Below are 23,801 nucleotides of genomic sequence, written 5' to 3'. Positions count from 1 at the left end.
AACAATCTCAACTTCACGCAGCTTGCCGATAATTTCTTCCGGCTTGTGCTTCTTGCTCGGCATTCATCGTCCCTTTCGTGGTCCAGACTATCATAGTCTCTGGGCCACTCAACGGGGGGCAGATCACCGGATCGCCCGTCCAGCAAGGGATCGTTACCCGGCAGGGCCGAGACCCGGTACGGGGCTCGGGGCGTCAGCCTAGAGCCCGATCCGGCACAGCCGCCCGAAGCGTCGCTCCCGTGGCCGCGATCACCTTTTGGCGGCACGGCAAAAGGCCGTAGCGTGAGCGTACGGACCCTTTACGGGTTGATCGGATAGGTCCGCGGGAGCGACCAAGGATTGCGCCTCAAAGAGCGGGGTGATCCCGTCGGCCGGCATGAGACGTCACGCCACCGACCCCGCTGCCCAGGAGACACGGCACGCCGGTTGCCCGTTTGTCGATGATGCCCAAGCGGCTAGAGCGGGGCCAATGACCCTTTCCTATCGACATGCACGCGCCGCCCTGTTGTTCGTTTGCTGCCTGTCGAGCGCGTCAGCGCTCCCCGCAGCCACCGGCAAGATCCGCTATGTGAACGATGGCGACACTTTTCGCCTGATGAGCGGCGAGCGGATCCGGATCGCCGATATCGATGCGCCCGAAAGCCGCGCCGGCCAAGCCAAATGCCCCGCCGAACTCGCGCGCGGGAAAGCGGCGACCCGGCAGGCGAAAGCCCTACTCGACGGCAAGACCGTCCGCTTCGAGCGGACTGGGCGCAGCTATAATCGCACTGTTGCGCGCCTCACCCTCGACGGCCGCGATCTCGCCGCGAGGCTGATCAGCATCGGTGCGGCGCGCCCCTGGCTGCGTCGCCAGCCAAAGCCCGACTGGTGCCGCGCGCGATAGGCGTCTCGATGCCGCCGTTCAAGTCCAAAAAAGAGGGAGAAATGGACCCGCCGGAACGGGGGAACCGGCGGGTCCGTATCAGGGGCCGCATGAGCGGGGGGAAACAAGCGGCCTCGTCTTTTAGAACCGATGGACGCCCAAGCGGTTCCTCGCCTCAGCGCGGGGCCAGGCGCGCCAGCGTCGCTGCATCGGCCTCGCCGCCAAACCAGCGATCGAGCGCGGCCGTGAACAGCCCCCCGCCCCCGGCTTCGACGAACAGGGTGAGGGACGAGCGCAGCTTCAGCGCATCGATGCCACCGAACACCGCCTCGGCACTGGTGCCGGTGAGGTCCTGCAGCGCCGCCACGCAATCGCGCAGCCGGGCACCCAGCACCGGGTGCGCAAGATAGGCGCGCGCCTCGTCGAGTGATGCGATCGCGTAGCGCCGCGCCATCTCGCTCGACCCGAGACCGGCGATCTGCGGAAAGATGAACCACATCCAGTGACTGCGCTTGGCGCCGCGGCGGATCTCGCCAAGGGCCGTGTTATAGATCTGCGCCTGTGCGGCGACGAATCGGTCAAGGTCGAAAGAGGCGGTCATAATGATGCCGTCATAGCCTGCGCGCAGGCGCGCGCCGCCCGGCCGCAAAATTTTTTCTCAAAGATGAAATGCCCGCTCCCCCGCAACTTGGGCCCTCCTGTCAACAAGTCGGAACGGACCCGGTGCTTGACTCTCGATCGCAGCAGTATGAACAAAAAGAGAACATATCAAACCCCGAGTCTTTTGAATGCCATGCGTGAAGCCACCGTCCTTGATCAGCTGCGAGCGCATATTGCGCAGATCGAGGGCAAAGGCGTATGCCACGCAACCACGCCGTTCGGGATCGAGGCGATCGACGCGCGCCTGCCGGGCGGCGGTATTGCCGGCGGCGCGCTCCATGAGGTCGCGGGCAGCCCAGACCTTGCCGACGATGCAAGCGCGACGGTGTTCCTGGCCGGCATTCTCGCGCGGATGGAGGGGCCGGTGCTGTGGTGCCTGCGATGGCGCGACCTGTTTGCCCCCGCGCTCCACCTCGCGGGACTGCATCCTGACCGGGTGATCTATGTCGAGGCGGGCAGCGACACTAATGTGCTGCTCGCGATGGAGGAATGCCTGCGCCATGCCGGGATCGGCGGCGTCGTGGGCGAGATCGGCAAATACAGCACCACCGCCTCCAAGCGGCTGCAGCTCGCAGCCGAAGCGTCGGGCGTGCCGGCTTTCATCTTCCGGCGCGCGTCGAAAGTCGCGCAAGCGGCCGAGGGCACGGCGGCGATCACGCGCTGGCGGGTGACCGCGAGCCCGAGCGAGGATCTCGGCATCCCGAGCCTTGGCCGTCCGCGATGGCAGCTGGCGCTGGAGCGCGTACGCGGCGGTAATCCGCACGCATGGATTGTGGAGGGCTGCGATGCGACGGGTCGTATCGGTCTACCTGCCGCACTGGTCGACCGACCGGCTGCGGCGGGCGACAGCCAAATCGCCGCCTGAAGGGCGTTGCAGCACCACGCCCGACGGACCGCTCGTCACCGCAATTCCTGACCATGGCCGCCGGATCGTCGCGGCGGTGGATGCTGCCGCACGCGCGCTCGGCGTTATGCCCGGCATGACCGTCACCAAGGCGCGGATGCTTGCGCCCGAACTGGAGGTCATCGACGCGCTGCCCGACGCTGACATGGACGGCCTGCGGCGCCTCGCCCTGTGGGCCGGGCAGCGCTATTCGCCGATCGTGGCGCCCGACGCCCCGGACGGGCTGTGGATCGACATCACCGGCTGCGCCTCGCTCTTCGGCAGCGAAACCGCCCTGCTCAAGGATCTGCATCGCCGCATCGCGGCCTTCGGCGTCGCGGTGCATATCGCGGTCGCCGACACGGCGGGCTGCGCGCACGCGGTCGCACGGCATGTCCGCGACGGCAGGCCCGTCGTCATCGAACCGGGGCAGCATCGCAGGGCGATGGAGCTGCTCCCGATCCCGGCGCTGCGGCTCGAAGCCGAAATCGTCGAGGGGCTGCGCAAGCTTGGCTTCGAGCGGGTCGAACAACTGCTCGGCGCACCCCGCGCGCCGCTCGCCAAGCGGTTTGGCCGCAGCCTGCATCGCCGTCTCGACCAGGCCATCGGACAGGTCGCCGAACCCATAGAGCCGATCTTTCCGGAACAGATGCCGCGTGCGCGGCGCGGTTTCATGGAGCCGATCGCGACGCCCGAGGCTTTCGCCCAGGTGATCGGCGATCTCGTCGCCGACATTGTCGAACAGCTTGTCCGCGCAGGACGCGGAGGCAGGCGTCTCGATTGCTATTTCCACCGTGTCGATGGCCATTGTCAGGTCATCCGCATCGGGACGGCGACGCCGAGCCGGGATGCGGGGCATCTCGCCAAATTGCTCTGCGCGAAGATCGAAACGGTTGAACCGGGTCTTGGCATCGAGGCGATGACGCTGCTGGTCTCGCTGATGGAGGCGGCCGCGCCGCGACAGGGCGAAAGCCTCGAACAGCTGGGCCGGCGCGGGCCCGATCTGGCTGCGCTGGTCGATACGCTCGCCAACCGCTTCGGCTCCAGAAACCTGCACCGGATGGCGCCTTGCCCGAGCGGCATGCCCGAACGCTCCGCGACCGGCGCGCCGGCGTTGGGTGAGGCGCGCGGCATGGGATGGGACGATGATCTGCCCCGCCCGGCGCGTATGCTGGCCAAACCAGAACCGATCGAGGTGATCGCGCTGTTGCCCGACGATGCACCGCGCATGTTCATCTGGCGCGGCAAGCGATACCGGGTGACGCAGGGCGACGGTCCGGAGCGGCTGCATGGCGAATGGTGGCGCGATGGCGGCATCGAGGGGCGACAGCCGCTCAGCGTGCGCGATTATTATCAGGTCGAGACGGTGAGTGGCAGCCGCTATTGGCTGTTCCGCGCCGGCGACGGCGAGAGCGCCGCGACCGGCCCGATGCGCTGGTTCATCCACGGCGCCTTCGCATGAGCGCGGGCAAACCGGGCTATGTCGAACTGCAGGTGACGACGCATTTCAGTTTCCTGCGCGGGGCATCGAGCCCCGAGGATCTGTTCGCGACGGCAGCGGCGATGGAGATGCCCGCGCTTGGCGTCGTCGACCGCCATTCGGTCGCCGGGATCGTGCGCGCATGGGACGCGGAGCGGCAGACCGGCGTCCGCGCGATCGTCGGCTGCCGGCTCGATCTCACCGATGGCACCGCCCTCCTCGTCTATCCCACCGACAAGGCGGCCTATGGACGCCTGTGCCGACTGCTCAGCATCGGCAAGACGCGCGCGGGCAAGGGGGCCTGCCATCTCGACTGGTCGGATGTGGCCGACTGGAACGAGGGACTGCTGGCGATGCTCGTCCCCGACAGGGCCGATGCCACGACGCAGGCCGCGCTGGCGCGCACGAAGCGGCTGTTTGGCGAGCGCACCTATATGGCGCTGTCGGTCCGGCGGCGGCCAAAGGACGCAATCCGGCTGCGCGACCTGTCGCGGATCGCCGCCGCCGCAGGCGTGCCGACGATCGCGACCAACGACGTCCTCTATCATGTGCCCGAACGCCGCCAGCTGCAGGATGTCGTCACCTGCATCCGCGAGAAATGCACGATCGACACGCTGGGCCGCACGCGCGAGCGGTTCGCCGACCGTTATCTCAAGACCGGCGCGGAGATGACGCGGCTGTTCCGGCGCTATCTCAAGGATAGCAGCCCGGTTGCGCGCAGCGTGGAATTCGCTAGGCGCTGCGCATTCAGTCTCGACGAGCTCAAATATCAATATCCCGACGAGATCCAGGTGCCCGGCCGCACCCCGCAGGAAGAACTGGAACGGCTGACCTGGGAGAAGGCGCCGATGCGCTATCCGCAAGGCGTCGACGACAAGGTGCGCCGGCAGCTCGAACATGAGCTCCAGCTCATCGGGCAACTCGATTACGCCCCCTATTTCCTGACCGTCCATGCGATCGTGGCCGAGGCCCGGCGGCGCGAGATCCTGTGCCAGGGGCGCGGGTCGGCGGCGAACAGCGCGGTCTGTTATGTCCTCGGCATCACCTCGATCGATCCGGTGCGCTCGGAATTGCTGTTCGAACGCTTCGTGTCGGCCGAGCGGCGCGAGCCGCCCGATATCGACGTCGATTTCGAACATGAGCGGCGCGAGGAGGTGATCCAGTGGATCTACGAGACCTATGGCCGAACGCGATCGGCGCTCACCGCCGTCGTGACCCGCTTCCGGGCGCGCGGCGCGGTGCGCGAAGTCGGCAAGGCGCTCGGCCTGTCGGAGGATGTGACGGCGGGTCTGGCCGGAGCGATCTGGGGCTATAGCCGCGAGGGGGTGGAGGAGAAGCACGCGCAGGAGCTCAACCTCGATTTGAGCGACACGCGCCTCGCGCTGACGCTCGACCTCGCCCGCCAACTGATCGACACCCCGCGTCATCTGTCCCAGCATCCCGGTGGCTTCGTGCTGACCCGTGACCGGCTCGACGAACTGGTGCCGATCGAACCGGCGGCGATGGACGATCGCCAGGTGATAGAATGGGATAAAGACGATATCGATCTTCTCGGCTTCATGAAGGTCGATGTGCTTGCGCTCGGCATGTTGAGCTGCATGCGCCGCGCGTTCGAGTTTCTCGAGAACGACAAGGGGCTGCGGCACGACCTCGCGACCATCCCGGCCGAGGATCCCGCGACCTATGCGATGATCCGCAGGGCCGACACATTGGGCGTCTTCCAGATCGAGTCCCGCGCGCAGATGGCCTCGATCCCGCTGATGGCGCCCAAAACCTTCTACGATCTCGTCATCCAGGTCGCGATCGTGCGGCCCGGCCCGATCCAGGGCGACATGGTCCATCCCTATCGCCGCCGTCGCAACGGCGAGGAGGAGGTGACCTATCCGACCGAGGAATTGCGCCGCGTGCTGGAAAAGACGCTCGGCGTGCCGCTCTTTCAGGAACAGGCCATGCGCGTGGCGATCGAATGCGCGGGCTTTACGGCCAGCGAGGCGGACCTGCTGCGCCGTGCGATGGCGACGTTCAAATTGACAGGCGGCGTCAGCCATTTCCGCGACAAGCTCATCAGCGGCATGGTCAGCCGGGGCTATGATCAGGAGTTCGCCGAGAAAACTTTTAAGCAAATTGAAGGCTTCGGCTCCTATGGCTTTCCCGAAAGCCATGCCGCCAGCTTCGCGCTGATCGCCTATGCCTCGTCCTGGATGAAATGCCATCATCCCGACGCCTTTTGCGCAAGCCTCCTCAACGCGCAGCCCATGGGCTTTTACGCCCCGGCGCAGATCGTGCGCGACGCGCGCGAGCATGGCGTCGAAATCCGCCCGATCGACGTCAACGCCAGTCGCTGGGATTGCACGCTTGAGGAGGGCCGCGGTCGCTACAAAGCGGTGCGGCTCGGCCTGCGCATGGCGCGCGATCTGGCCAATGCGGATGCAGCAGCGATTGTCACCGCGCGGGGCGACAGGCCCTTCACCAGCATCGAGGAGATCCAGCAGCGTGCCGGCGTCGGGCGCGGCGCGCTGGACCGGATCGGCGACGCTGACGGGTTCGGATCGCTCGGCGCCGACCGGCGATCGGGCCTCTGGGCGGTGAAGGGTCTCGGGAACGCGGCGCTGCCGCTGTTCGCAGCGGCGGACGAACGGGCGGGCAAGCTGCGCGAGGAAGCGATCGAGCCCACCGTCATCCTGGCCGAAATGGGTGAAGGTGCGGAGGTGGTGGAGGATTATCGCGCCTCGGGTCTTTCACTGCGCGCGCACCCGGTCGCGTTCCTGCGCGAGGAGCTCAAGGCGCGGCGGATGATCACTTGCGAGCAGTTGCGCACCACGCGCGACGGCCGCTGGATCGAACTGGCCGGGCTGGTGTTGGTCCGCCAGAAGCCCGGCAGCGCCAAGGGCGTGATGTTCATCACCCTCGAGGATGAGACCGATCTCGCCAACCTCGTCGTATGGACCAATGTCTTCGAGAAGAACCGTCGCACTGTCCTGGGCGCGTCGATGATGGGGGTGCGCGGCCAGGTTCAGCGCGAAGGCGAGGTGATCCATGTCATCGCGCAGCGGCTCGATGACCTGTCGGGCATGCTGGCGAGCGTCGGACGCCGCGCCGACGTCGCCGATATCTACCGGGTGAGCCGTGCGGACATCGCTAGGAACCCGACGGCGCCCGACCCGCGCGATCGCCAGCAGCGGCCGCTCGGGCGAGACGCCCGCGACATCTATATTCCCGATCTACGGCTCGGATCGGGGATCATCCTGGGCCAGCCAACCGAGGGCATCAAGATCAAGCCGCGAGATTTTCGATAATGGCCGGTCGCCGACCGTCAGGTTAAGAGCCGGGTTTCGAGGATAACTACCGCTCACGCGGGGTCGGCTCTCGGCGAAAGCTGCTGCTTCAGCATTCCAACGGAACCGCGGCTTCGTCGACGCGGCATTTACCTTCGGTGGCAGCCAGAAGGCGGCGCTGGAGGTATGGAGATCCGATGCTGACCTGTTCGCCCGCTGGATCGCCGAAAAGGTCACCGATCCCAAGCTGATGGAGGCACCCGCTCGCAAAGCCCGCAGTTTTTATCAAGGTAAGCCGGGGCAGCGAGGGCGATCATTTCGAGGCTGCTGAGCCGAAGCGCCCGCCAGATAGCGGTCGCAAAACGATCAGAAGAGGCGCGAAAGCTGAAGAGGAAGATTCCCCGGCCCAACCGCGCCAAGCTCGATGCTTCCGAGCAGGCGATCGATCAGGCCGAAGCCGATCTTAAGGGCAGGCTGGCGGACATTGACGCAAGGCGACGTGCCCTCGATGCCGAGCGCTGCGACCTCAAGAGACACAGCTAGTATGTACAAACTCGAGACGGCGAGGAATCGCGCGAATAAGGGATATCAGAGCCGATTGGAGAAATCAGCGGCCAGCTAAGCCACTCGGCGACTTCACGGGGCCAATCTCGATCAGGGCACTGCGCCTTGCCTTGCCTAGCCTCAATCGGTAGGGCGAGCATTGGGGGCACTGAAGCATGCTGGACGATCCCCAGCAATCTGACGCCATCGGAGTATCCATGCACCACGACGATTTTCCAGAGGAGCTGCGGGACTACTTCGACAGTTCGCCGGTTGCCCTATCCCTCGGAAAGGCGTCAGGTGACCACGCCCTGCTGCTGACAAACAGGCGCTTCCGCGATCTGACGGGCTACGCAACCAGCGAGATCGTCGGCCGCAACTGCCGCTTCCTCCAGGGTGAGAGCCGGAATGAAGATGCGCGCGAGAAGATCCATTCGTTTCTGGCGGAGGACCGGATCGCCAATGTCCGCACCCCCATCGTCAACTTTCGCAAGGACGGGCGTCCGTTCGTCAACCTCCTCTACATGTCGAAGCTGCGGACGCAGTCAGGCGAGGTGCGCTACATCTTCGCATCGCAGTTCGACGTCAGCCGCACACAGGCGGACTTGCTAGAGGAATATGATGCCGACCTGGGCCGGGCGTTGAACCACATCAGCCCGGTGCTGGCTGAGAGCGGCCTCGTGGTCGAGGGATCGCTGATGACCATCGCGAATTCGGCCGCCACCATCGCCCAGGCCAAACTGACCCTGAACGAGCTAGACCGCGGCTCATTCCTTTGAGCAGCGAGAACGTTCCGTCACCGCGCTTGCCAGTCGTCGGCATCGGTGCCTCGGCCGGTGGGCTGGAGGCGCTGCGGGAGATGCTGTCGACAGCCCGGGGGCCGACCGGGATGGCCTTCGTCATAGTCCAGCATCTCGACCCGACCCACGAGAGCATGATGGCGCAGCTGCTCGACCGGCACACAACCCTGGAAGTGCTGCAATCCGAAGGGGGCGAGAAGATCGCTGCCGACAAAGTCTACATCATCCCGCCGGGTCACGGCCTCGCCATCCGCGACGGCGTGCTGGAACTGACCGAGTTCGCCCAGCCACGCGGCCTGCGCCGTCCCATCGACGACTTTTTCATCTCGCTCGCCACCGACCAGCAGGGGGATGCGGCGTGCGTCATCCTGTCGGGCACCGGCGCTGACGGGACCACGGGTCTGCGCGCAATCAAGGAGAATGGTGGCGTTTGCCTGGTCCAGCAGCCTGAAAGCGCGCGATATGACGGCATGCCGCTGTCGGCGGTAGGCACGGGACTCGTCGACTATGTGAAATCGCCGGGCGACATGGTCGACTGCCTCATCGCCTTCTTCAACCATCGTGCCATCGATGCGGCAGAGCGGGAGGCGGCACTCGTCGCCGACCATGTCGACGAGATGTGCAAGACCTTACGCGCCGCCGTTGGTCATGACTTCTCCGGCTACAAGCGCACGACTCTGATCCGCAGGGTCGAGCGGCGCATGCATGTGCTCGGCATCGGCTCGGGAAGCACCTATCTCGCGCGTATCAAGTCCGACGCGGAGGAGTGCGAGGCGCTGTTCCGTGACCTCCTCATCAACGTGACCCGATTCTTCCGTGATGCCGAGCTGTTCGAGCGACTGCGCACGCAAGTGGTGGAGCCGCTGATGCGGGAGAGCGATGGCGAGGAGATACGCATCTGGGTGCCCGGCTGCTCGTCCGGCGAGGAAGCATATAGCATCGCCATCCTGTTCGCCGAGGCGGCGCGCAAGCTGGGTGTGACTCCAGCCACGGTGCAGATCTTCGCCACGGATATCGACGAGAGCATGCTCCAGATCGCGCGGGAGGGCGTCTATCCCGCCTCGGCTCTCGGCGACCTGCCGATCGCCCTACGCGAACATTATGCGATTCCGCATGCGGAGCGGTTCACGATCGCGTCTCAGATCCGGGACATGATCCGCTTCTCCAACCACAGCATCGTCAAGGATCCGCCGTTCTCGCGGATCGATCTGGTGTCCTGCCGCAACCTCCTGATCTACTTCGACGACCGGCTGCAGCAGTCGGTGATGCCGCTTCTGCATTATGCGATCCGACCGGGCGGCTATCTCTTTCTCGGCCCGTCGGAGAGCGTCGGCCGGTTCGAGCATCTCTTCCCGACCCTCGACCAGTACGGGCGTCTTTTCAAGCGCGCGCCAGGCCCGCCCAGCTATTCCATAGACCTGCCTGGCAGCGCCTATCCACGCGGCACTCGCCCGGACGGCCGGACCGAGAGGGGGAGCGGCCGCACCCTGTCGGACGAAGGCGCTGCGGTGCGCCGGATCGTGGACCGCTATGCTCCTGCCAGTCTGGTCCTGGACCAGGATGGCGGAATTATCGCCGCCTATGGACGGTTGGGACGATACTTCGACTTCCCGGTCACACGCACCGGCGGATCGAGCGCGATCAGCCTCGCCAGGGCGGGCCTGCGCACCGTGCTTGGCCCACTGCTGCGAGAGGGACGCGACACCCGCAAGCGGGTCGTCGTGCGAGACGTTCAGGTCGAGACGGAATATGGCAACCAGCAGATCGACGTCGTGTGCGATCCCCTGCCCGACGGCATGTTGCTCTTTGTCTTCCGCGACACCGCTCCCTTCCGGCCTGTGCTGGAGGATGATATGGCTGAGATGGACGCAGGCGATGACCATCTCGACGCGCTGGAGGACGAGCTTCGGGTCACACGCCATCGACTGCGCTCGACCGTAGAGGAACTGGAAACGGCGAACGAGGAGCTGAAAAGCTCCAACGAAGAAATGATGTCGATGAACGAGGAGCTCCAATCCACGAACGAGGAGTTGTCCACCGTCAACGACGAACTCAAGTCCAAGGTCGATCAGCTGACCGTCGCCAATTCCGACCTGCGCAATTTCTTCGAGTCCACCGAACTGGCAGTGGTCGTGCTGGATTCCGACCTGCGCATCCGCAGCTTCACCGAGGCGGCGACATCGCTCTTTCCCTTGCAGCCCGGCGACCGCGGGCGGCCGCTGGAGGACGTTTCGACGCGTCTTGTGGAAGCGGACTATATGGATGATGCCCGCGCTGTCGCAGCGGGACATGCGGCGATCCAGCGGCGTGTCACCACACGGGATGGTGAGCGCTGTCTGTCGCTGCGGACTCTTCCCTATCGCCTGCAGAACGGCGCTACGGACGGCGCTACCTTGGTGCTGACGGACATCACGGAAGCTCTTTCGATGGAGCGGGATCTAGCGGCGCAGCGCGAGCGGCTGGACATGGCGATACGGGCAGGCGGCATAGCCGTATGGGAATATGACGTCGAGACGCGGGAAGCCGTCGTTGACGCCCATGGCCGCGAAATCCTCGGAATTTCGCTCGAGACAGCTTCCACCGATGTCGAAACGCGGCTCGGCCGCATGCATCCCGATGATCGACCCGGCTTCGAGGCCGCGCTCGCAAAGGTCATTGCGGATGGTGGCGATTTCGAAGCGAGCTACCGGGTCGTTCTGAGAGAGGAGACGCGTCGCATAAAGAGTTTCGGTCGATTGGTCGTCGGCGAAGGATCGCCTCGACTGGTAGGGGTCTCGATCGACGTGACGCCGGAATATGCGCTTGCCGAGACGCGCGAGCTCATGCTGCGCGAGATGAACCATCGGGTGAAGAACCTATTCGCCATCGTCGCCGGCATGATCTCGGCTGGCTCGCGCTCCCATCAGGACGTGCGCGCCTTTGCGGCAGACATGCGGGAACGGATCGCCGCGTTGGGCAATGCCCATTCACTCGCCTCGCCAACGGGCGAAGTGCAGGCCATCGATCTGGCCGATCTGATCGAAGCGACTCTGGCACCCTATCGCGCCCACGCTGACATAGCTGTCGATGGACCGCATGTTCGCATTGTGCGGTCCTGCCTCTCGCCTCTTGCGCTGATGCTGCACGAATGGGCCACGAATGCGGTGAAATATGGAGCCTTGAGCCCAGATGGCGGCGTCCTTCGGATCGGTTGGGCGCTAGAAAATGATATCTTGCGACTGCGATGGGCAGAGACCTTTTCTCACGAAGCCTCCCTTTCAGAGGGAACGGGGTTCGGAACGGTCCTGGTGAAGACTTCCGCGAAGCAGCTTGGTGCCGAGCTCACGCGCGGGATGAAAGACGGAACTTTCACGATCGAGCTCTGTTTGCCTTCGGCAAGACTGCTGGATGGATGATGCGAATGGCCGGGACGGTATTGTTGGTTGAAGACGAACTGTTCGTGGCGCTCGACCTGCAGGACACCATTGAGAATGCGGGCTTCTCGGTCGACGGGCCATATATCTCCGTCGCGTCTGCCATGTCTGCCCTAGGTAGCGTGCTGCCGGATTGTGCCATCCTCGATGTGCGACTGGCAGATGGCGAGGTCTATCCCGTGGCAGAGGCACTAGCCGCGGCAGGCATTCCATTCATCTTTCATTCAGGACACGCCGACGCATCGATGCTCGTCGAGCGGTTCCCCAGCGCGGTTGTCTGCGGCAAGCCATGTTCACCTGCCCAGCTTCGGGACACATTGAAGAGAGTTACCGAAGGTGATTGGGATATGGCTAGCGCTGCGGTCCTCTGACGACTGATTGGGAAAGTTTCAAAATCCTGATGCGCGCTGCCAGCCAGCTGTATGTGAAAGATCTCAGGTTCTTTCTGACCTTTGGCTCACCCAGTATTGTGGCGGACGATGTCGATGTTCCGGCATGCGTCAAGAGCGATGTGAGATTGCGTGCCGACCGCGAACCGCTGGGTCATTGATTTGACGTTTCGATGCCACTGCGTAAAGCCGCACTTTTCGAGCGGCCGTTTGAATACGTTCTTGGACGCGTAAAGCCTTAACGAGATACTATCAGACGCAACCAAAGCCGTTCGATTGGGACAAGCTGACGTTGGTTGCTCACAGGCGCAGACGTTCGACATGCCGACTGGGAATGCCAGAAATGTCCCAGACCACGTCATAGGCTGGATGTCCGCTGTCTGGCGCGTTGAAGCCTCGGCTAGATGGCGAGAATTCCCTCTCACCTAAGCCCGAGGCCGACGGAAGTCGGATAGGGCGCCGGGCCGGACCTGTCGATGTGCTGGTCCTCACATAAAAAGGCCCGGTGGCATCTGCCACCGGGCCGATCCGGCTTCAGAAGGGGATCTCTTCGTCATCCGGCATGTCGTTGCCCGAACGATCCGCCGGCTTGGCCCGGGTGAGGAAGGTCACCTCGTCGGCGATGATCTCGGTGCCATAGCGCTTGATGTCGTCCTGATCGGTCCAGCTGGTGTAGTGGATGCGGCCGCGGACCATCACCTTCATGCCCTTGTCGACATATTCTTCAACGGTCTTGCCGACGCCGTTGAAGCAGGTGATCCGGTGCCATTCGGTGTCTTCGACGCGGTAGCCGTCGCGATCCTTGATGACCTTGCCGTCGCTGTCGCGCTTGGGCCGCGAAGTCGCGAAGCTGAAATGGGTGATCTTGGCGCCGCCCTGCGTGGTGCGGGCTTCAGGGGTGGCGCCGACGTTGCCGGCGAGGATGACGATGTTCTGCATGTCGAGGTTTCCTTTTCTGTCGGCCGAGGCATGATCCCTTCGACTGATCCCCAAAAAAGGCGGCCAGGACAGCGTCTCCACCGAAGCGCGCCAGCGCGCAGGGAAACCCCGAAACGAGGGGTGGTGCGGGTAGCCGTGGCACGCGGCAACTCAGCCCGAAGGTTCGCGGGTTGGAGACGCTGGACGGCCGACTTAGGGGGCAGGTGAATAAGAAGGGAGCATTCCTCACTGCCGGCACGATCTGTCGGAATCCATGCCGGACGTCGTCTATCCCCGCCCCGTCAGCCCCACGGTCCCTACCGGGGGTGGTACAGCTCTCTCCCTCTGCCCCACCCTTCGGCACCAAACGCTAGCGAAACGGCAGTCAGAGCGCTGCCGAATTCCGAGAGATGGCATGATGGCCTGCACTGCTGCCTGGCGTTGGTGTTGGCTTTGCGGATCGACAAGCACGAAGGACATGAGCGACCTGTTTTGGCTAACGGATGAGCAGATGGAGCGGCTGCGGCCGTTCTTTCTGAAGAGCCACGGCAAATCTCGAGTGGATGACCGGCGGGTGCTGAGCGGCATCGTATTCGTCAACCGCAACGGGCTGCGCTGGCGCGACGCTCCTGGCGTGTACGGCCCGCACAACCGCTGGAAGCGCTGGGGTGAGGCACGCGTGTTCACGCGCATCATAGAAGGTCCGGCTGCGGTGGGCGCCAAACCCAAAACGGTGATGATCGACGCGACCTACCTGAAGGCGCACCGCACGGCATCGAGCCTACGGGTAAAAAGGGGGATCTCGACCGCCTGATCGGACGCACGAAAGGCGGCATGAACACCAAGCTCCATGCCGTCGCCGACGCGAACGGTCGCCCTTGAGCTTCTTCATGACCGCCGGTCAGGTCAGCGACTACACCGGTGCGGCCGCGCTGCTGGACGACCTGCCAAAAGCGCAGTGGCTGCTCGGCGACCGCGGCTACGATGCCGACTGGTTCAGGGACGCTCTTCAGGCCAAGGGCATCGAGCCTTGCATCCCAAGCCGCAGGTCGCGCAACGAGCCCGTCCGATACGATAAGCGCCGCTATCGGCGCCGCAGCCGCATCGAGATCATGTTCGGCCGCCTCAAAGACTGGCGCCGCGTCGCCACCCGCTACGATCGCTGCCCTACGGTCTTCTTCTCCGCCATCGCCCACGCCGCCACCGTCATCTTCTGGCTGTGATCAACGCGTCCTGACCCTAAGGAATGTTTGTGAAATTCAACCGGCGTCGCCCGGCCGAATGAAGTCCATCACGTTGGCGACGTCATGGCTGTTGCTGCCGTCTTGTCCTTGAAGTCGGTGATGACTTCGCCGATCAGCGCCCGTAGCCAGCGGTGGGCGGGATCGTGGCGGTAACGGACGTGCCAGGCCATCTCGACGGGAAAGCTGCCGAGGTCGACCGGGGCGGGCAGGACCTTCAGCCGGGGGTCGTGCATCAACTGTCGGCAGATGAGCGTGGGCAGGGTGGCGCAATAGTCGGTCACCGCTACCATCTCGGCTGCCGCGAAGAAGTTGGTCACGGAGATCGCGACGTCGCGCTTCAGCTGTTGCTGCGCCAGCGCCTGAAACAAACCGGCGCGCATCCGTCCGGGCGGCACGATGTTGACATGCTTCATCGTCTCGAACTGCTCGCGCGTCATGACATCGCCGACGCCCGGATGGTCGGTACGGACGGCGCAGGCGAGCCCTTCGTCCATCAGGTGCTGGACGACCAGGTTATCGGGCGGATCGACGATGCGGCCCAGCACGAGCGCCGTCGTGCCCGACACGACGCCTGTTTCCACAAGATCGTTCCCGTAGGGCGTCAGACGAAGCTTTATGCCGGGGGCGACCTTCTCCAGGCGCGCCACGATAGCGGGGACGAGGACGAACTCGACATAGCCGTTCGGCGCGATCGTGAAGAGCCGTTCGGCCTTTACGGGGTCGAAGGCCTGCTGACCGAGGACCGCATTGTCGAGCTGCGCAAGTGCCTCGGCGATCAGCGGTGAGAGTTCAAGCGCGATCGGGGTCGGCTGGATGCCGTAGCGCTCGCGGACGAACAGTTGGTCCTGAAGCATCAGTCGTAGACGCGATAGGGCATTAGACAGGGCGGGCTGCGTCATGCCCATGCGCTCGGCAGCCCGCGTGACGCTGCGCTCCTCCATCAACGCGACGAAGATCGGCAGCAGGTTCAGATCGTAGCGCATGCAGTCATCCTGTCAGACGTATATCTGACATTAGAAATATAAACTTCTAGAATATATCAACGAGGCCCATTTCCCATCCATCGGCGACGGGCGCCGCGAACATGGAGGTTGAGATGAGCAAGGGTCAGGTTCTCGTTCTTGGATCGAATGCGACACGGCTCGGTCTGCGTAGCGGCAGTACCGCAACGGTCGGTCAGTATCTCAACGAGACGGCAGTCCCCGCGCTGGCACTGCTCGACGCCGGCTATGATATTGTTCTCGCTACGCCCAACGGGACCAAGCCGCACATCGACGCCGGCTCCGACACGAAGGACCACTTCGGCGGTGATGAGGCGGCATACCAGCGCGCCAAGGACTTCTTCGCCAGCCACCCGGCCATGAACGACGTCCGCACGCTGAAATCGGTCGTCGACGAGGGTCTGGACGGCTTCGTTGGCGTGTTCGTGCCGGGAGGTCACGCGCCCATTGTCGATCTGATGCAGGACCGCGATGCGGGCACGATCCTCCGTCACTTCCACGCGACGGCCAAGCCGACCGCGCTCCTCTGCCACGGACCGGTGGTCGTTGTCTCCGCGCTCGACGATGCTCCGGCCTTCCGCAAGGCGCTGGAGGAAGGCGATGACGCCGGGGCGGCCGACCTGGCGCGAGACTGGATCTACGCGGGTTACCGCATGACAGTCTTTTCGGCGAGCGAGGAAAAGATCGCCGAGGAGCAAGTGCTGAAGGGCGAACTCTACTTCGACATGGAAAAGGCGCTGCGGTCGGCCGGTGGCGACGTCTCTGTCACCGACAAGAACTTCGCTTCGAATGTCGTCGTGGACCGGGAGCTGATCACGGGTCAGAATCCGGCGTCGGACCAAGCCATGGCCGACGCTTTGATCGAAGCCCTCGATCGCGCCGCTGCGTGAGTACCAGGATGACGGGCGGGGCGCTCAGGATGCGCCCCGCTTCGCATAGAACCATTATGAGGAACGGTACCATGACCTCCAACGTGAAGATCGTCGCCGTCTTAACCGCCCGTGCGGATACCGTCGACCGCCTGCGCGCTCTGCTCGACGCCATGCTAAAGCCGAGCCGTGCCGAGCCGGGCAATTTGCGCTACGATCTCTGGCAGGACCAGAGCGATCCGAACCGCTTCGTCCTCGACGAGCTGTACGCGGACGCGGATGCGGTTACCGCCCACCGCGCGACGCCCCACTTCCAAAACTACCTCTCTCAGATCGGCGATCTGGCTGAGCGCGGCGCGTTCGTCCTCAACCCCGTCTCCGCGACCTAGGGGTGCTGCCATGGGCAACCTTAAAGAATGGGTGGGGTCGGCGCTGCTGGCACAACCGTTCTACATAGAGGAGCTGCGGATGATCGGCCTGTTGGCACCTGCGCTTCGCCTGGGCCTTATGGGCCTCGTTCATCCACGCGGCTACCGCTGGCGCGGGGCCGCGACCCAGCGAAAAATCAACATTTGAAGTGAAGGAAACACAATCATGACCAAAGGTATCGAAGGCAAGGTTGTTCTCATCACCGGCGGCAGCACCGGCATCGGCGCGGAAACCGCGCGGCTTCTCGCCGAACGCGGTGCGAAGGTCGCCATCGCCGCACGGCGCAAGGACAAGCTCGACGAGGTCGTCGCGCAGATCGCCGAGAACGGCGGAACGGCACGCGCCTATGCGCTCGACGTCACCGACAAGTCGGCGGTCCAGTCCGTCGTCGCCGCGATCGTCGCCGACTTCGGCCGTCTCGACGTACTGATCAACAACGCCGGTCTGATGCCGATCCGTCCGATGGCCGAGGTCAACACCGACGAGTGGGACCAGATGATCGACGTCAATCTGAAGGGCACGCTCTACGGCATCGCTGCGGCCCTTCCCGGCTTTCTCGAGCAGGGCAGCGGTCACATCATCAACTTGAGCTCGGTTGCGGGCATCAAGGTCTTCGCACCGGGCGGCACGGTCTATTCCGGCACCAAGTTCGCCGTCAGCGCGATCAGCGAGGGCTTGCGCCACGAGGTGGGGGAAAAGGTCCGGGTCACGTCAATCGAGCCTGGAGCTGTCGAAAGCGATTTGAAGTTCACGACCTCTGGCGCGGCTGCCAAGACGGTGCTGGACTTCTACAAACAGGCCATCCCGGCGGCATCGGTGGCGCGTGCTATCGCGTTCGCTGTCGAACAACCTGATGACGTCGACGTCAACGCGATCGTCATCCGGCCGACCGCACAGCAATTCTGATTTCGACAAGGAGGCGGGGCCGCCTGTGCTCCGCCTCATGGGGAACGACCGGCCCGCTCGTCCGTTACTTTGCCGAATAACATCTGCCCGTTTCACTTGGGGAGTCATTTATGCCCAAACTTGCGCTGTATGTACCACTGAAGGCCAAGCCCGGAAAAGAGCGTGATGTCGCCAATTTCCTGACCTCGGCATTGCCGCTCGTTCAAGCTGAGGCGGGCACTCTGACTTGGTATGCGATCGAGGAAGGTCCCGGTGCGTACGCGATCTTCGATACGTTCGACACAGAGGAGGATCGGCAGGCCCATCTCGACGGCAAGGTTGCCGCCGCATTGATGGACAAGGCAGACGAACTGTTTTCCGAACCGCCGCAGATTCACAAGTTCACCTTGCTGGCCGCGAAATAGCGGAAGCAGTCGGCACCCTAGCGCGTCGCTCTCATCGCCCGCGTGGGGGAAACACGGGTGCGGCGGCGTGCGTCGAGCGGTTTTCCCCGGACTGGCCACGGAGACACGCCATGCACACCATCCAGACGCTCGACGCGCGGACGATCATCGATGCGGGGATCGCGGAGGCCGAACGGATCGGCAACCCGACGAACATCGCGGTGGTGGACGCGAGCGGCTGCCTCCTGGCGTTCGCGCGGATGGACGATTCGTGGCGCGGCAGCGTCGACATCGCGATCGGCAAGGCGTGGACGGCGCGCGCGTTCGACGTCGAGACCAAGGCGCTGGCGAAGCTCGCCCAGCCGGGCGCCGACCTCTACGGCATCCATGCCTCCAACGGCGGCAAGGTGATGATCTTCGCCTGTGGCATGCCGATCAAGGAGGGCGAGACGGTGATCGGCGCGGTGGGCGTGTCGGGCGGCACCGGCAAGCAGGACGAGAGCATGGCCGAGGCAGCGGCGCAGGCGTTCGCGCGCGGCTGAGCCTTGGAGCGCGGCGCCGGCTCAGTCGGCGGCGGCGCTCGGGCGCCGGGCGTGCCTCCCGCGCGGCGCGGGTCGCCTCAATTTAGCGCGTTATTCGGCTGTTCTGGCCCAGTTATTCAGAAAACCGCAATAAATCGATCCGGGGACGGCCATACGGGTAGGAACCTCTCAGATGGCAGAAGGTTCAGGAAACTGAGATCACTTGGAAGGGTGCGATGTCGTCCGCCGTTGCGATGGACCGGATCACCAAGCTGTCGATTTGATAACGCGTTGAGAAGAGCTGCGAAAGGAAAAGATCCGTGAAAGCTGTCGTGTACAACGGGCCCAAAGATGTTTCTGTCAGCACCATCGATGATCCCAAGATCGAAAAGCAGACCGATGTTATCATCCGGCTGACCACGACCAATATCTGCGGGTCGGACCTTCACATGTATGAGGGCCGTACCAGCTTCGAGAAGGGCAGGGTCTTCGGTCACGAAAACCTTGGCGAGGTCATCGAAGTCGGCTCTGCGGTAGATCGTATCAAGAAGGGCGATCGCGTGTGCATGCCGTTCAATGTCGGTTGCGGTTTCTGCGAAAATTGCGAACGCGGTTTGACGGGTTTCTGCCTCACCACCAACCCTGGAACCGCCGGCGCAGCGTATGGCTTTGCCGAGATGGGTCCGTGGCAAGGTGGTCAGGCCGAGTTGATGCGCGTTCCTTATGCGGACTTCAATTGTCTGAAACTGCCTGAGGACGCTGAGGAGAAGGAGGATGACTATGTCATGCTCTCCGACATCTTCCCCACCGGTTGGCATGGCGTCGAACTGTCGGGTTTCCTGCCTGGCGAAAGCATCGCGATCTACGGCGCCGGTCCGGTCGGTTTGATGGCCGCGCACTCAGCCGAGATCCGCGGTGCCTCTCAGATCTTCGTGGTCGATTCTCACGATGACCGCCTGAAACTGGCCAAGGCGATGGGCGCTATTCCGATCGACATGCGCAAGGGCGATCCCGCCCAGCAGATCCTTGACGCGACCAGCGGCCTCGGGACCGACCGCGGGGTCGAGGCGGTCGGGTATCAGTGTTGCGATCGCCACGGCAAGGAGCGCAGCAACTACACGATGAACTGCCTCGTCAAAAGCACGAAGGCCACCGGCGGAATCGGCGTCGTCGGCGTGTTCATTCCGGAAGACCCGAACGCGCCCGACGATCTCCAGAAGGAAGGCAAGATGGCGTTCGACTTCGGCAACTTCTGGTTCAAGGGCCAGAAGATCGGCACCGGCCAGTGCAATGTAAAGCACTACAACCGGCGACTGATGAAGCTTATCGAGCAAGGCCGGGCCAATCCTGCCCAAATCATCTCGCACCGACTGCCGCTTGATCAGGCACCAGACGCCTACAAGCATTTTGACGAGCGCGACGCTGGCTGGACGAAGGTCGTGCTCAAGCCGGGCACCTGACCTTAGTCTTCGACGGAATAGGAAATAAATTATGACTTTGGAAGGCAAATCCATTGCCATTCTGATCGCACCCCGTGGGACGGAAGAACCAGAATTCTCGAAGCCCAAGCAAGCTGTCGAGGACGCTGGTGGCAAAGTGACCGTGGTCAGTTTTGAACCGGGCAAGGCTCGCACAGTCAATGGCGATCTTGACGAGGGCGCCAGCTATACTATCGACAAGACGTTTTCCGAGGTGAAAGCCGACGATTTTGACGGACTTGTTGTGCCCGGAGGGACTGTCGGTGCCGACAAGCTGCGCGGCAGCGTCGAGGCAATTGCTTTCATCCGGGCTTTCTTCGATCAGAAAAAACCTGTTGCGGCTATATGCCATGCACCTTGGACATTGATCGAGGCGGGCGTGCTTGAGGGTCGCACCTTGACGTCCTACCCGACGCTGAAGGTCGATATCGAGAACGCCGGCGGTGCATGGACCAATGAGGAAGTCGTGGTCGACAACGGCCTTGTTACCAGCCGCGATCCCAATGATTTGCCCGCCTTCTGCGCCAAACTCGTTGAGGAAATCGCAGAAGGTGTCGGCGCAGCGCCCGCAGCAGGGAATTAAGGCGGGGCGTTTCGACGAACCATGTGAGGGCTCTCTCCCTGGAGAAGGTCCGCACAAAGCAAGCGTGGCGGATGGCCAGCGATTGGCCGTCCGCCACGCCGCGTATCACACGAACACGGCGCACCTGACGGGCACCCAAACCCTAAGCCGCGCCAACCGCGGTGACACATCGCCGGCTCCCACTTCCAGATTCGACCCAACCCAACGTGTGATTGAGATGCACCTGATCGAACGTGCGTTCGGCCAGATTTACGACCTACAGCGCCGCCTTGAGATAGCGGGCGGTGAGACTGCCTTCCGCTTCCGCAACGACGCCAGGGACGCCGCTGGCAACGATACGGCCCCCATCTTCCCCGGCCCCCGGTCCCAGGTCGATGATCCAGTCCGCCTGTGTGATGGCGCGCATGTCATGTTCGACGACTACGACGGTATTGCCGGCTTCTACGAGGCCCCGCAGGTGTCGCATCAGCCGGTCGCCATCGGAGGGGTGAAGTCCCGAAGTTGGCTCGTCGAGGATGTAGATCGTGTTGCCGCGTTGAGCGCGTTGCAGTTCAGTCGCCAGCTTGATGCGCTGCGCCTCCCCGCCAGACAGCTCGGTCGCCGGCTGACCGAGCCTCAGATAGCCAAGACCGATCTCCCGCAACACGTCGAGGGAGCGCATCACAGATGCCTCGCCAGCGAAGAAATCGCACGCATCGTCGACCGTCAGTTCGAGCACCTGGGCGATATTGCGCCCGTTCCATTCGACTTCGAGCGTTTGCGGGTTGTAGCGAGAGCCATGACAGGTCGAGCACGGGGCAAAAACGCTCGGCAGGAACAGCAGCTCCACCATGACGTATCCCTCGCCCTCGCACACAGGGCAGCGGCCTTGCGCGACGTTGAACGAGAACCTTCCCGGGCTGTAGCGCCGCCGGCGGGCGAGCGGCGTATCAGCGAAGATCCGTCGCACATGGTCGAACATGCCGCTGTAGGTGGATAGGTTCGAGCGCGGCGTGCGGCCGATCGGTTTCTGATCGACCCGCACCAGCCTGCGAACATGGTCCATGCCTGCGACAATGCGTCCTTCAGTGTCGTTCTGCGCAACATCGAGCAGCGGATCGATATCCTCCTCCTCGGCCACGGGGGAGCCGCCGAGGTGTTCCGTGACGAGCTCGGGCAGCGCCTGACTGACAAGACTGGATTTGCCCGATCCCGAAACGCCGGTGACAGCGGTGAAGCAGCCGATGGGAAACTCGACGTCGAGACCATGGAGATTGTTCCGCCTGATCCCTTCCAGGCGTAGCCATGCCTTGGCATCGCGCGGTGTGTGCTCACTGCGGAGCGGCTCTGCGAACAGGTAGCGGCGGGTGATCGAAGTCTCGACGTTGGCAAGCCCCTCTATCGGCCCGCTGTAGAGGACTTCACCGCCGTTTTCCCCGGCTCCTGGCCCGACATCGACGAGCCATTCCGCGCGGCGGATCACGTCGAGATCATGTTCGACGACGAACAGGGAGTTGCCCGCAGCCTTGAGACGCTCGAGGATGGTGAGCAAGGCTTCGCCATCTGCCGGGTGCAACCCTGCCGAAGGCTCGTCAAGCACATAGACCACGCCGAAAAGCTGTGACGACAATTGCGTGGCAAGCCGCAAGCGCTGCAGCTCTCCGGAGGAAAGCGTCGGCGTGCTGCGGTCGAGCGAAATGTAGCCAAGGCCAAGATCGATCAGCGGCTCTAGCCGCTCGATCAATTCGCAGGCAAGGCGTTGGGCGGCGATCCGCTTCTCGTCGGAGAGATTGGGCGTGCGGCGTACGTCGGGCGCGCTCTTGTGCGCCGAACCTCCTGCCGCGACCCGCCGTTCGACCGCCGCATCGCGGGCCGCCTTGCCGAGGACATGGCTCTTCGGGACCGCCGCGGCGCCCCCATATTCGCCATGCGCGACGGGCGTGAGCAAGTCCCGGAGTTTCAACAGCGTCAGATCGCCGAACTCGGCGATGTCGAGGCCCGCGAACTTTACGGACAGGGCTTCGCGCTTCAGGCGCTTGCCGTCGCAGGTCGGGCAATCGCGTCCGATGATGTATTGCGAGACGCGCTTCTTCATCAGCGCGCTTTTCGTGTTGGCGAAGGTTTCCAGCACATAGCGGCGCGCGCCGGTGAAGGTGCCCTGATAGCTCGGTTCCATGCGGCGCTTCAGCGCCACGCGGGTCTGTTCGGGCGTCAGGCCCGCATAGACCGGCACCGTCGGCGCCTCGTCGGTAAAGAGAATCCAGTCGCGATCCTTCTTCGGCAGATCGCGCCACGGCGTGTCGACGTTATAGCCGAGCGACACGAGGATATCGCGCAGATTCTGGCCATGCCATGCCGCCGGCCAAGCGGCGACTGCGCGTTCCCGGATCGTCAGCGTGTCGTCGGGCACCATCGTTTCTTCGGTCGCGTCATAGACGCGCCCGATGCCGTGACAGGTCGGGCAGGCGCCGGCGACCGTGTTGGGGGAGAAATCCTCCGCATAGAGCATGGGCTGATGGCGCGGATATTCGCCGACGCGCGAATAAAGCATTCGCACCAGGCTAGAGAGCGTCGTCACGCTGCCGACCGAGGATCGCGCGTTGGCCGAGCCGCGCTGCTGCTGCAAGGCGACCGCAGGCGGCAAACCGTCGATCGCGTCGACCTCCGGCACGCCGGCCTGGTCGATCAGGCGACGGGCATAAGGCGCAACCGATTCCAGATAACGCCGCTGGGCTTCGGCATAAAGGGTGCCGAACGCGAGCGATGACTTGCCCGAGCCCGATATGCCGGTGAACACCACGAAGGCGTTGCGCGGCACATCGACGTCAACATTTTTGAGGTTATTCTGGCGTGCGCCGCGAATCTGCACGCAAGCGGGCGGCCCCGTATGCCCATGATCGGTGGCCGGCGTCGTCGCGTGAATATCCTTGCTCTTCAATTCAGTCTTCTGCCTTATACGCCCGTGCGGTCAGTGGTTCATCACAGTCGGGTAACAGATGAATGCATTTCCGACTCAATACATCCAACGGCCAGGCTGGCCCGATGTTCGGCACCTTTGAAATATTTTTCCAGCATTAGACAAAGATTACGACAAAACCATTTTTCCCGTTGGGTCTCGCGACGAGGCCACACACACTCCGCTGGTAAGCGCCTGGGCCAGGCGGCCCTGGTCCGTGCCGCTATCG

At 63.7% G+C, this 23,801-nt stretch carries 21 protein-coding genes and 1 pseudogene; 17 read left to right on the top strand and 5 right to left on the bottom strand.

Going from position 1 to position 23,801, the window contains the following annotated elements; genetic code table 11:
* Positions 1–469 precede the first annotated feature (469 nt).
* Positions 470–883 carry a thermonuclease family protein gene (locus BRX37_RS21145; protein ID WP_037522545.1) on the top strand — a complete coding sequence of 138 codons (414 nt, stop codon included), beginning with the start codon at positions 470–472 and terminating at the stop codon, positions 881–883.
* Positions 884–1,037: 154 nt separating this feature from the next.
* Here BRX37_RS21145 and BRX37_RS21140 read toward each other — a convergent pair whose 3' ends face one another.
* Positions 1,038–1,463, bottom strand: coding sequence for a DUF1810 domain-containing protein (locus tag BRX37_RS21140; RefSeq protein WP_037509379.1), 426 nt, complete (start codon positions 1,461–1,463; stop codon positions 1,038–1,040).
* Positions 1,464–1,655: 192 nt separating this feature from the next.
* On the opposite strand from BRX37_RS21140, the gene BRX37_RS21135 reads away from it, so the two are divergent.
* The 3 genes from BRX37_RS21135 to BRX37_RS21125 are packed head-to-tail and all read left to right on the top strand — an operon-like array spanning position 1,656 to position 7,181.
* On the top strand, positions 1,656–2,387 hold the full coding sequence (locus BRX37_RS21135) for an ImuA family protein (protein WP_004212811.1): 732 nt from the start codon (positions 1,656–1,658) through the stop codon (positions 2,385–2,387).
* Positions 2,308–3,867, top strand: a complete 1,560-nt coding sequence (locus BRX37_RS21130; RefSeq protein WP_125989236.1) for a DUF6504 family protein — start codon at positions 2,308–2,310, stop codon at positions 3,865–3,867. The genes BRX37_RS21135 and BRX37_RS21130 overlap by 80 nt, the downstream gene beginning before the upstream one ends.
* Positions 3,864–7,181: an error-prone DNA polymerase gene (locus tag BRX37_RS21125; RefSeq protein WP_125989234.1), complete on the top strand. Its 3,318-nt coding sequence runs from the start codon at positions 3,864–3,866 to the stop codon at positions 7,179–7,181. Before BRX37_RS21130 ends, BRX37_RS21125 begins: the two co-directional genes overlap by 4 nt.
* Before the next feature lie 345 nt (positions 7,182–7,526).
* Here the strand turns inward: BRX37_RS21125 and BRX37_RS26855 are convergent, their stop codons facing one another.
* On the bottom strand, positions 7,527–7,697 hold the full coding sequence (locus BRX37_RS26855; protein ID WP_162181993.1) for a hypothetical protein: 171 nt from the start codon (positions 7,695–7,697) through the stop codon (positions 7,527–7,529).
* A gap of 182 nt (positions 7,698–7,879) precedes the next feature.
* Here BRX37_RS26855 and BRX37_RS21120 point away from each other — a divergent pair, with 182 nt between their 5' ends.
* Genes BRX37_RS21120 through BRX37_RS26850 form a run of 4 tightly spaced genes read left to right on the top strand, consistent with a single transcriptional unit; the run spans position 7,880 to position 12,466 of the window.
* Positions 7,880–8,482 carry a PAS domain-containing protein gene (locus BRX37_RS21120; RefSeq protein WP_318276832.1) on the top strand — a complete coding sequence of 201 codons (603 nt, stop codon included), beginning with the start codon at positions 7,880–7,882 and terminating at the stop codon, positions 8,480–8,482.
* On the top strand, positions 8,479–11,898 hold the full coding sequence (locus BRX37_RS21115; protein WP_318276831.1) for a chemotaxis protein CheB: 3,420 nt from the start codon (positions 8,479–8,481) through the stop codon (positions 11,896–11,898). Before BRX37_RS21120 ends, BRX37_RS21115 begins: the two co-directional genes overlap by 4 nt.
* A 5-nt stretch (positions 11,899–11,903) precedes the next feature.
* Positions 11,904–12,287 (top strand): response regulator, encoded by a 384-nt coding sequence (locus tag BRX37_RS21110; protein WP_051035858.1) that lies wholly within the window; start codon positions 11,904–11,906, stop codon positions 12,285–12,287.
* A gap of 29 nt (positions 12,288–12,316) precedes the next feature.
* Positions 12,317–12,466, top strand: a complete 150-nt coding sequence (locus BRX37_RS26850; protein WP_017503593.1) for a hypothetical protein — start codon at positions 12,317–12,319, stop codon at positions 12,464–12,466.
* Positions 12,467–12,839: 373 nt separating this feature from the next.
* Here BRX37_RS26850 and BRX37_RS21105 read toward each other — a convergent pair whose 3' ends face one another.
* The gene (locus BRX37_RS21105) at positions 12,840–13,244 is read right to left on the bottom strand and encodes a single-stranded DNA-binding protein (RefSeq protein WP_037522557.1); all 405 of its coding nucleotides are present in this window, start codon (positions 13,242–13,244) and stop codon (positions 12,840–12,842) included.
* A gap of 457 nt (positions 13,245–13,701) precedes the next feature.
* Between BRX37_RS21105 and BRX37_RS21100 the strand changes: the two are divergent.
* Positions 13,702–14,446, top strand: a pseudogene (locus BRX37_RS21100) (IS5 family transposase).
* Between the two features lie 68 nt (positions 14,447–14,514).
* Here BRX37_RS21100 and BRX37_RS21095 read toward each other — a convergent pair.
* Positions 14,515–15,450 (bottom strand): LysR family transcriptional regulator, encoded by a 936-nt coding sequence (locus BRX37_RS21095; protein ID WP_063975933.1) that lies wholly within the window; start codon positions 15,448–15,450, stop codon positions 14,515–14,517.
* 113 nt (positions 15,451–15,563) lie between these two features.
* On the opposite strand from BRX37_RS21095, the gene BRX37_RS21090 reads away from it, so the two are divergent.
* The 8 genes from BRX37_RS21090 (at position 15,564) to BRX37_RS21060 (ending at position 20,637) form a co-directional block, all read left to right on the top strand.
* Positions 15,564–16,358 (top strand): type 1 glutamine amidotransferase domain-containing protein, encoded by a 795-nt coding sequence (locus BRX37_RS21090; protein WP_026109583.1) that lies wholly within the window; start codon positions 15,564–15,566, stop codon positions 16,356–16,358.
* 71 nt (positions 16,359–16,429) lie between these two features.
* Positions 16,430–16,726 (top strand): putative quinol monooxygenase, encoded by a 297-nt coding sequence (locus BRX37_RS21085; protein WP_026109582.1) that lies wholly within the window; start codon positions 16,430–16,432, stop codon positions 16,724–16,726.
* 10 nt (positions 16,727–16,736) lie between these two features.
* Positions 16,737–16,913 carry a hypothetical protein gene (locus tag BRX37_RS26845; protein WP_017503036.1) on the top strand — a complete coding sequence of 59 codons (177 nt, stop codon included), beginning with the start codon at positions 16,737–16,739 and terminating at the stop codon, positions 16,911–16,913.
* 18 nt (positions 16,914–16,931) lie between these two features.
* Positions 16,932–17,672: an SDR family oxidoreductase gene (locus BRX37_RS21080; RefSeq protein ID WP_017503035.1), complete on the top strand. Its 741-nt coding sequence runs from the start codon at positions 16,932–16,934 to the stop codon at positions 17,670–17,672.
* A 110-nt stretch (positions 17,673–17,782) separates the two neighbouring features.
* Complete coding sequence (locus BRX37_RS21075; RefSeq protein WP_017503034.1) at positions 17,783–18,076, top strand: putative quinol monooxygenase; 294 nt, start codon at positions 17,783–17,785, stop codon at positions 18,074–18,076.
* A gap of 110 nt (positions 18,077–18,186) precedes the next feature.
* On the top strand, positions 18,187–18,597 hold the full coding sequence (locus tag BRX37_RS21070) for a GlcG/HbpS family heme-binding protein (RefSeq protein ID WP_125989232.1): 411 nt from the start codon (positions 18,187–18,189) through the stop codon (positions 18,595–18,597).
* Between the two features lie 299 nt (positions 18,598–18,896).
* Entirely contained in the window at positions 18,897–20,036 is a 1,140-nt protein-coding gene (locus BRX37_RS21065; protein ID WP_026109581.1) for a glutathione-independent formaldehyde dehydrogenase, read from the top strand.
* Between the two features lie 31 nt (positions 20,037–20,067).
* Complete coding sequence (locus BRX37_RS21060; RefSeq protein WP_125989230.1) at positions 20,068–20,637, top strand: type 1 glutamine amidotransferase domain-containing protein; 570 nt, start codon at positions 20,068–20,070, stop codon at positions 20,635–20,637.
* Positions 20,638–20,893: 256 nt separating this feature from the next.
* On the opposite strand, the gene BRX37_RS21055 is transcribed toward BRX37_RS21060, so the two are convergent.
* Positions 20,894–23,485: an excinuclease ABC subunit UvrA gene (locus BRX37_RS21055; protein ID WP_125989242.1), complete on the bottom strand. Its 2,592-nt coding sequence runs from the start codon at positions 23,483–23,485 to the stop codon at positions 20,894–20,896.
* Positions 23,486–23,801 lie beyond the last annotated feature (316 nt).

The organism is Sphingomonas sp. S-NIH.Pt3_0716 (genome assembly GCF_003950715.1).
GTDB classification, from domain to species: domain Bacteria; phylum Pseudomonadota; class Alphaproteobacteria; order Sphingomonadales; family Sphingomonadaceae; genus Sphingobium; species Sphingobium yanoikuyae_A.
Note: the sequence above shows the minus strand (reverse complement) of the source record. Positions and strands in the feature narration are given on the sequence as shown.

What these genes read in the sequence shown, in the direction of transcription:
- BRX37_RS21110 (WP_051035858.1), top strand. Translation starts at nt 11,904, where the DNA reads ATGGCCGGGACGGTATTGTTGGTTGAAGACGAACTGTTCGTGGCGCTC.
- BRX37_RS21145 (WP_037522545.1), top strand. Translation starts at nt 470, where the DNA reads ATGACCCTTTCCTATCGACATGCACGCGCCGCCCTGTTGTTCGTTTGC.
- BRX37_RS21130 (WP_125989236.1), top strand. Translation starts at nt 2,308, where the DNA reads ATGCGACGGGTCGTATCGGTCTACCTGCCGCACTGGTCGACCGACCGG.
- BRX37_RS26845 (WP_017503036.1), top strand. Translation starts at nt 16,737, where the DNA reads ATGGGCAACCTTAAAGAATGGGTGGGGTCGGCGCTGCTGGCACAACCG.
- BRX37_RS21140 (WP_037509379.1), bottom strand. Translation starts at nt 1,463, where the DNA reads ATGACCGCCTCTTTCGACCTTGACCGATTCGTCGCCGCACAGGCGCAG.
- BRX37_RS21075 (WP_017503034.1), top strand. Translation starts at nt 17,783, where the DNA reads ATGCCCAAACTTGCGCTGTATGTACCACTGAAGGCCAAGCCCGGAAAA.
- BRX37_RS21060 (WP_125989230.1), top strand. Translation starts at nt 20,068, where the DNA reads ATGACTTTGGAAGGCAAATCCATTGCCATTCTGATCGCACCCCGTGGG.
- BRX37_RS21085 (WP_026109582.1), top strand. Translation starts at nt 16,430, where the DNA reads ATGACCTCCAACGTGAAGATCGTCGCCGTCTTAACCGCCCGTGCGGAT.
- BRX37_RS21090 (WP_026109583.1), top strand. Translation starts at nt 15,564, where the DNA reads ATGAGCAAGGGTCAGGTTCTCGTTCTTGGATCGAATGCGACACGGCTC.
- BRX37_RS21105 (WP_037522557.1), bottom strand. Translation starts at nt 13,244, where the DNA reads ATGCAGAACATCGTCATCCTCGCCGGCAACGTCGGCGCCACCCCTGAA.
- BRX37_RS21070 (WP_125989232.1), top strand. Translation starts at nt 18,187, where the DNA reads ATGCACACCATCCAGACGCTCGACGCGCGGACGATCATCGATGCGGGG.
- BRX37_RS26850 (WP_017503593.1), top strand. Translation starts at nt 12,317, where the DNA reads ATGCGCGCTGCCAGCCAGCTGTATGTGAAAGATCTCAGGTTCTTTCTG.
- BRX37_RS21120 (WP_318276832.1), top strand. Translation starts at nt 7,880, where the DNA reads ATGCTGGACGATCCCCAGCAATCTGACGCCATCGGAGTATCCATGCAC.
- BRX37_RS21095 (WP_063975933.1), bottom strand. Translation starts at nt 15,450, where the DNA reads ATGCGCTACGATCTGAACCTGCTGCCGATCTTCGTCGCGTTGATGGAG.
- BRX37_RS21135 (WP_004212811.1), top strand. Translation starts at nt 1,656, where the DNA reads ATGCGTGAAGCCACCGTCCTTGATCAGCTGCGAGCGCATATTGCGCAG.
- BRX37_RS21125 (WP_125989234.1), top strand. Translation starts at nt 3,864, where the DNA reads ATGAGCGCGGGCAAACCGGGCTATGTCGAACTGCAGGTGACGACGCAT.
- BRX37_RS21080 (WP_017503035.1), top strand. Translation starts at nt 16,932, where the DNA reads ATGACCAAAGGTATCGAAGGCAAGGTTGTTCTCATCACCGGCGGCAGC.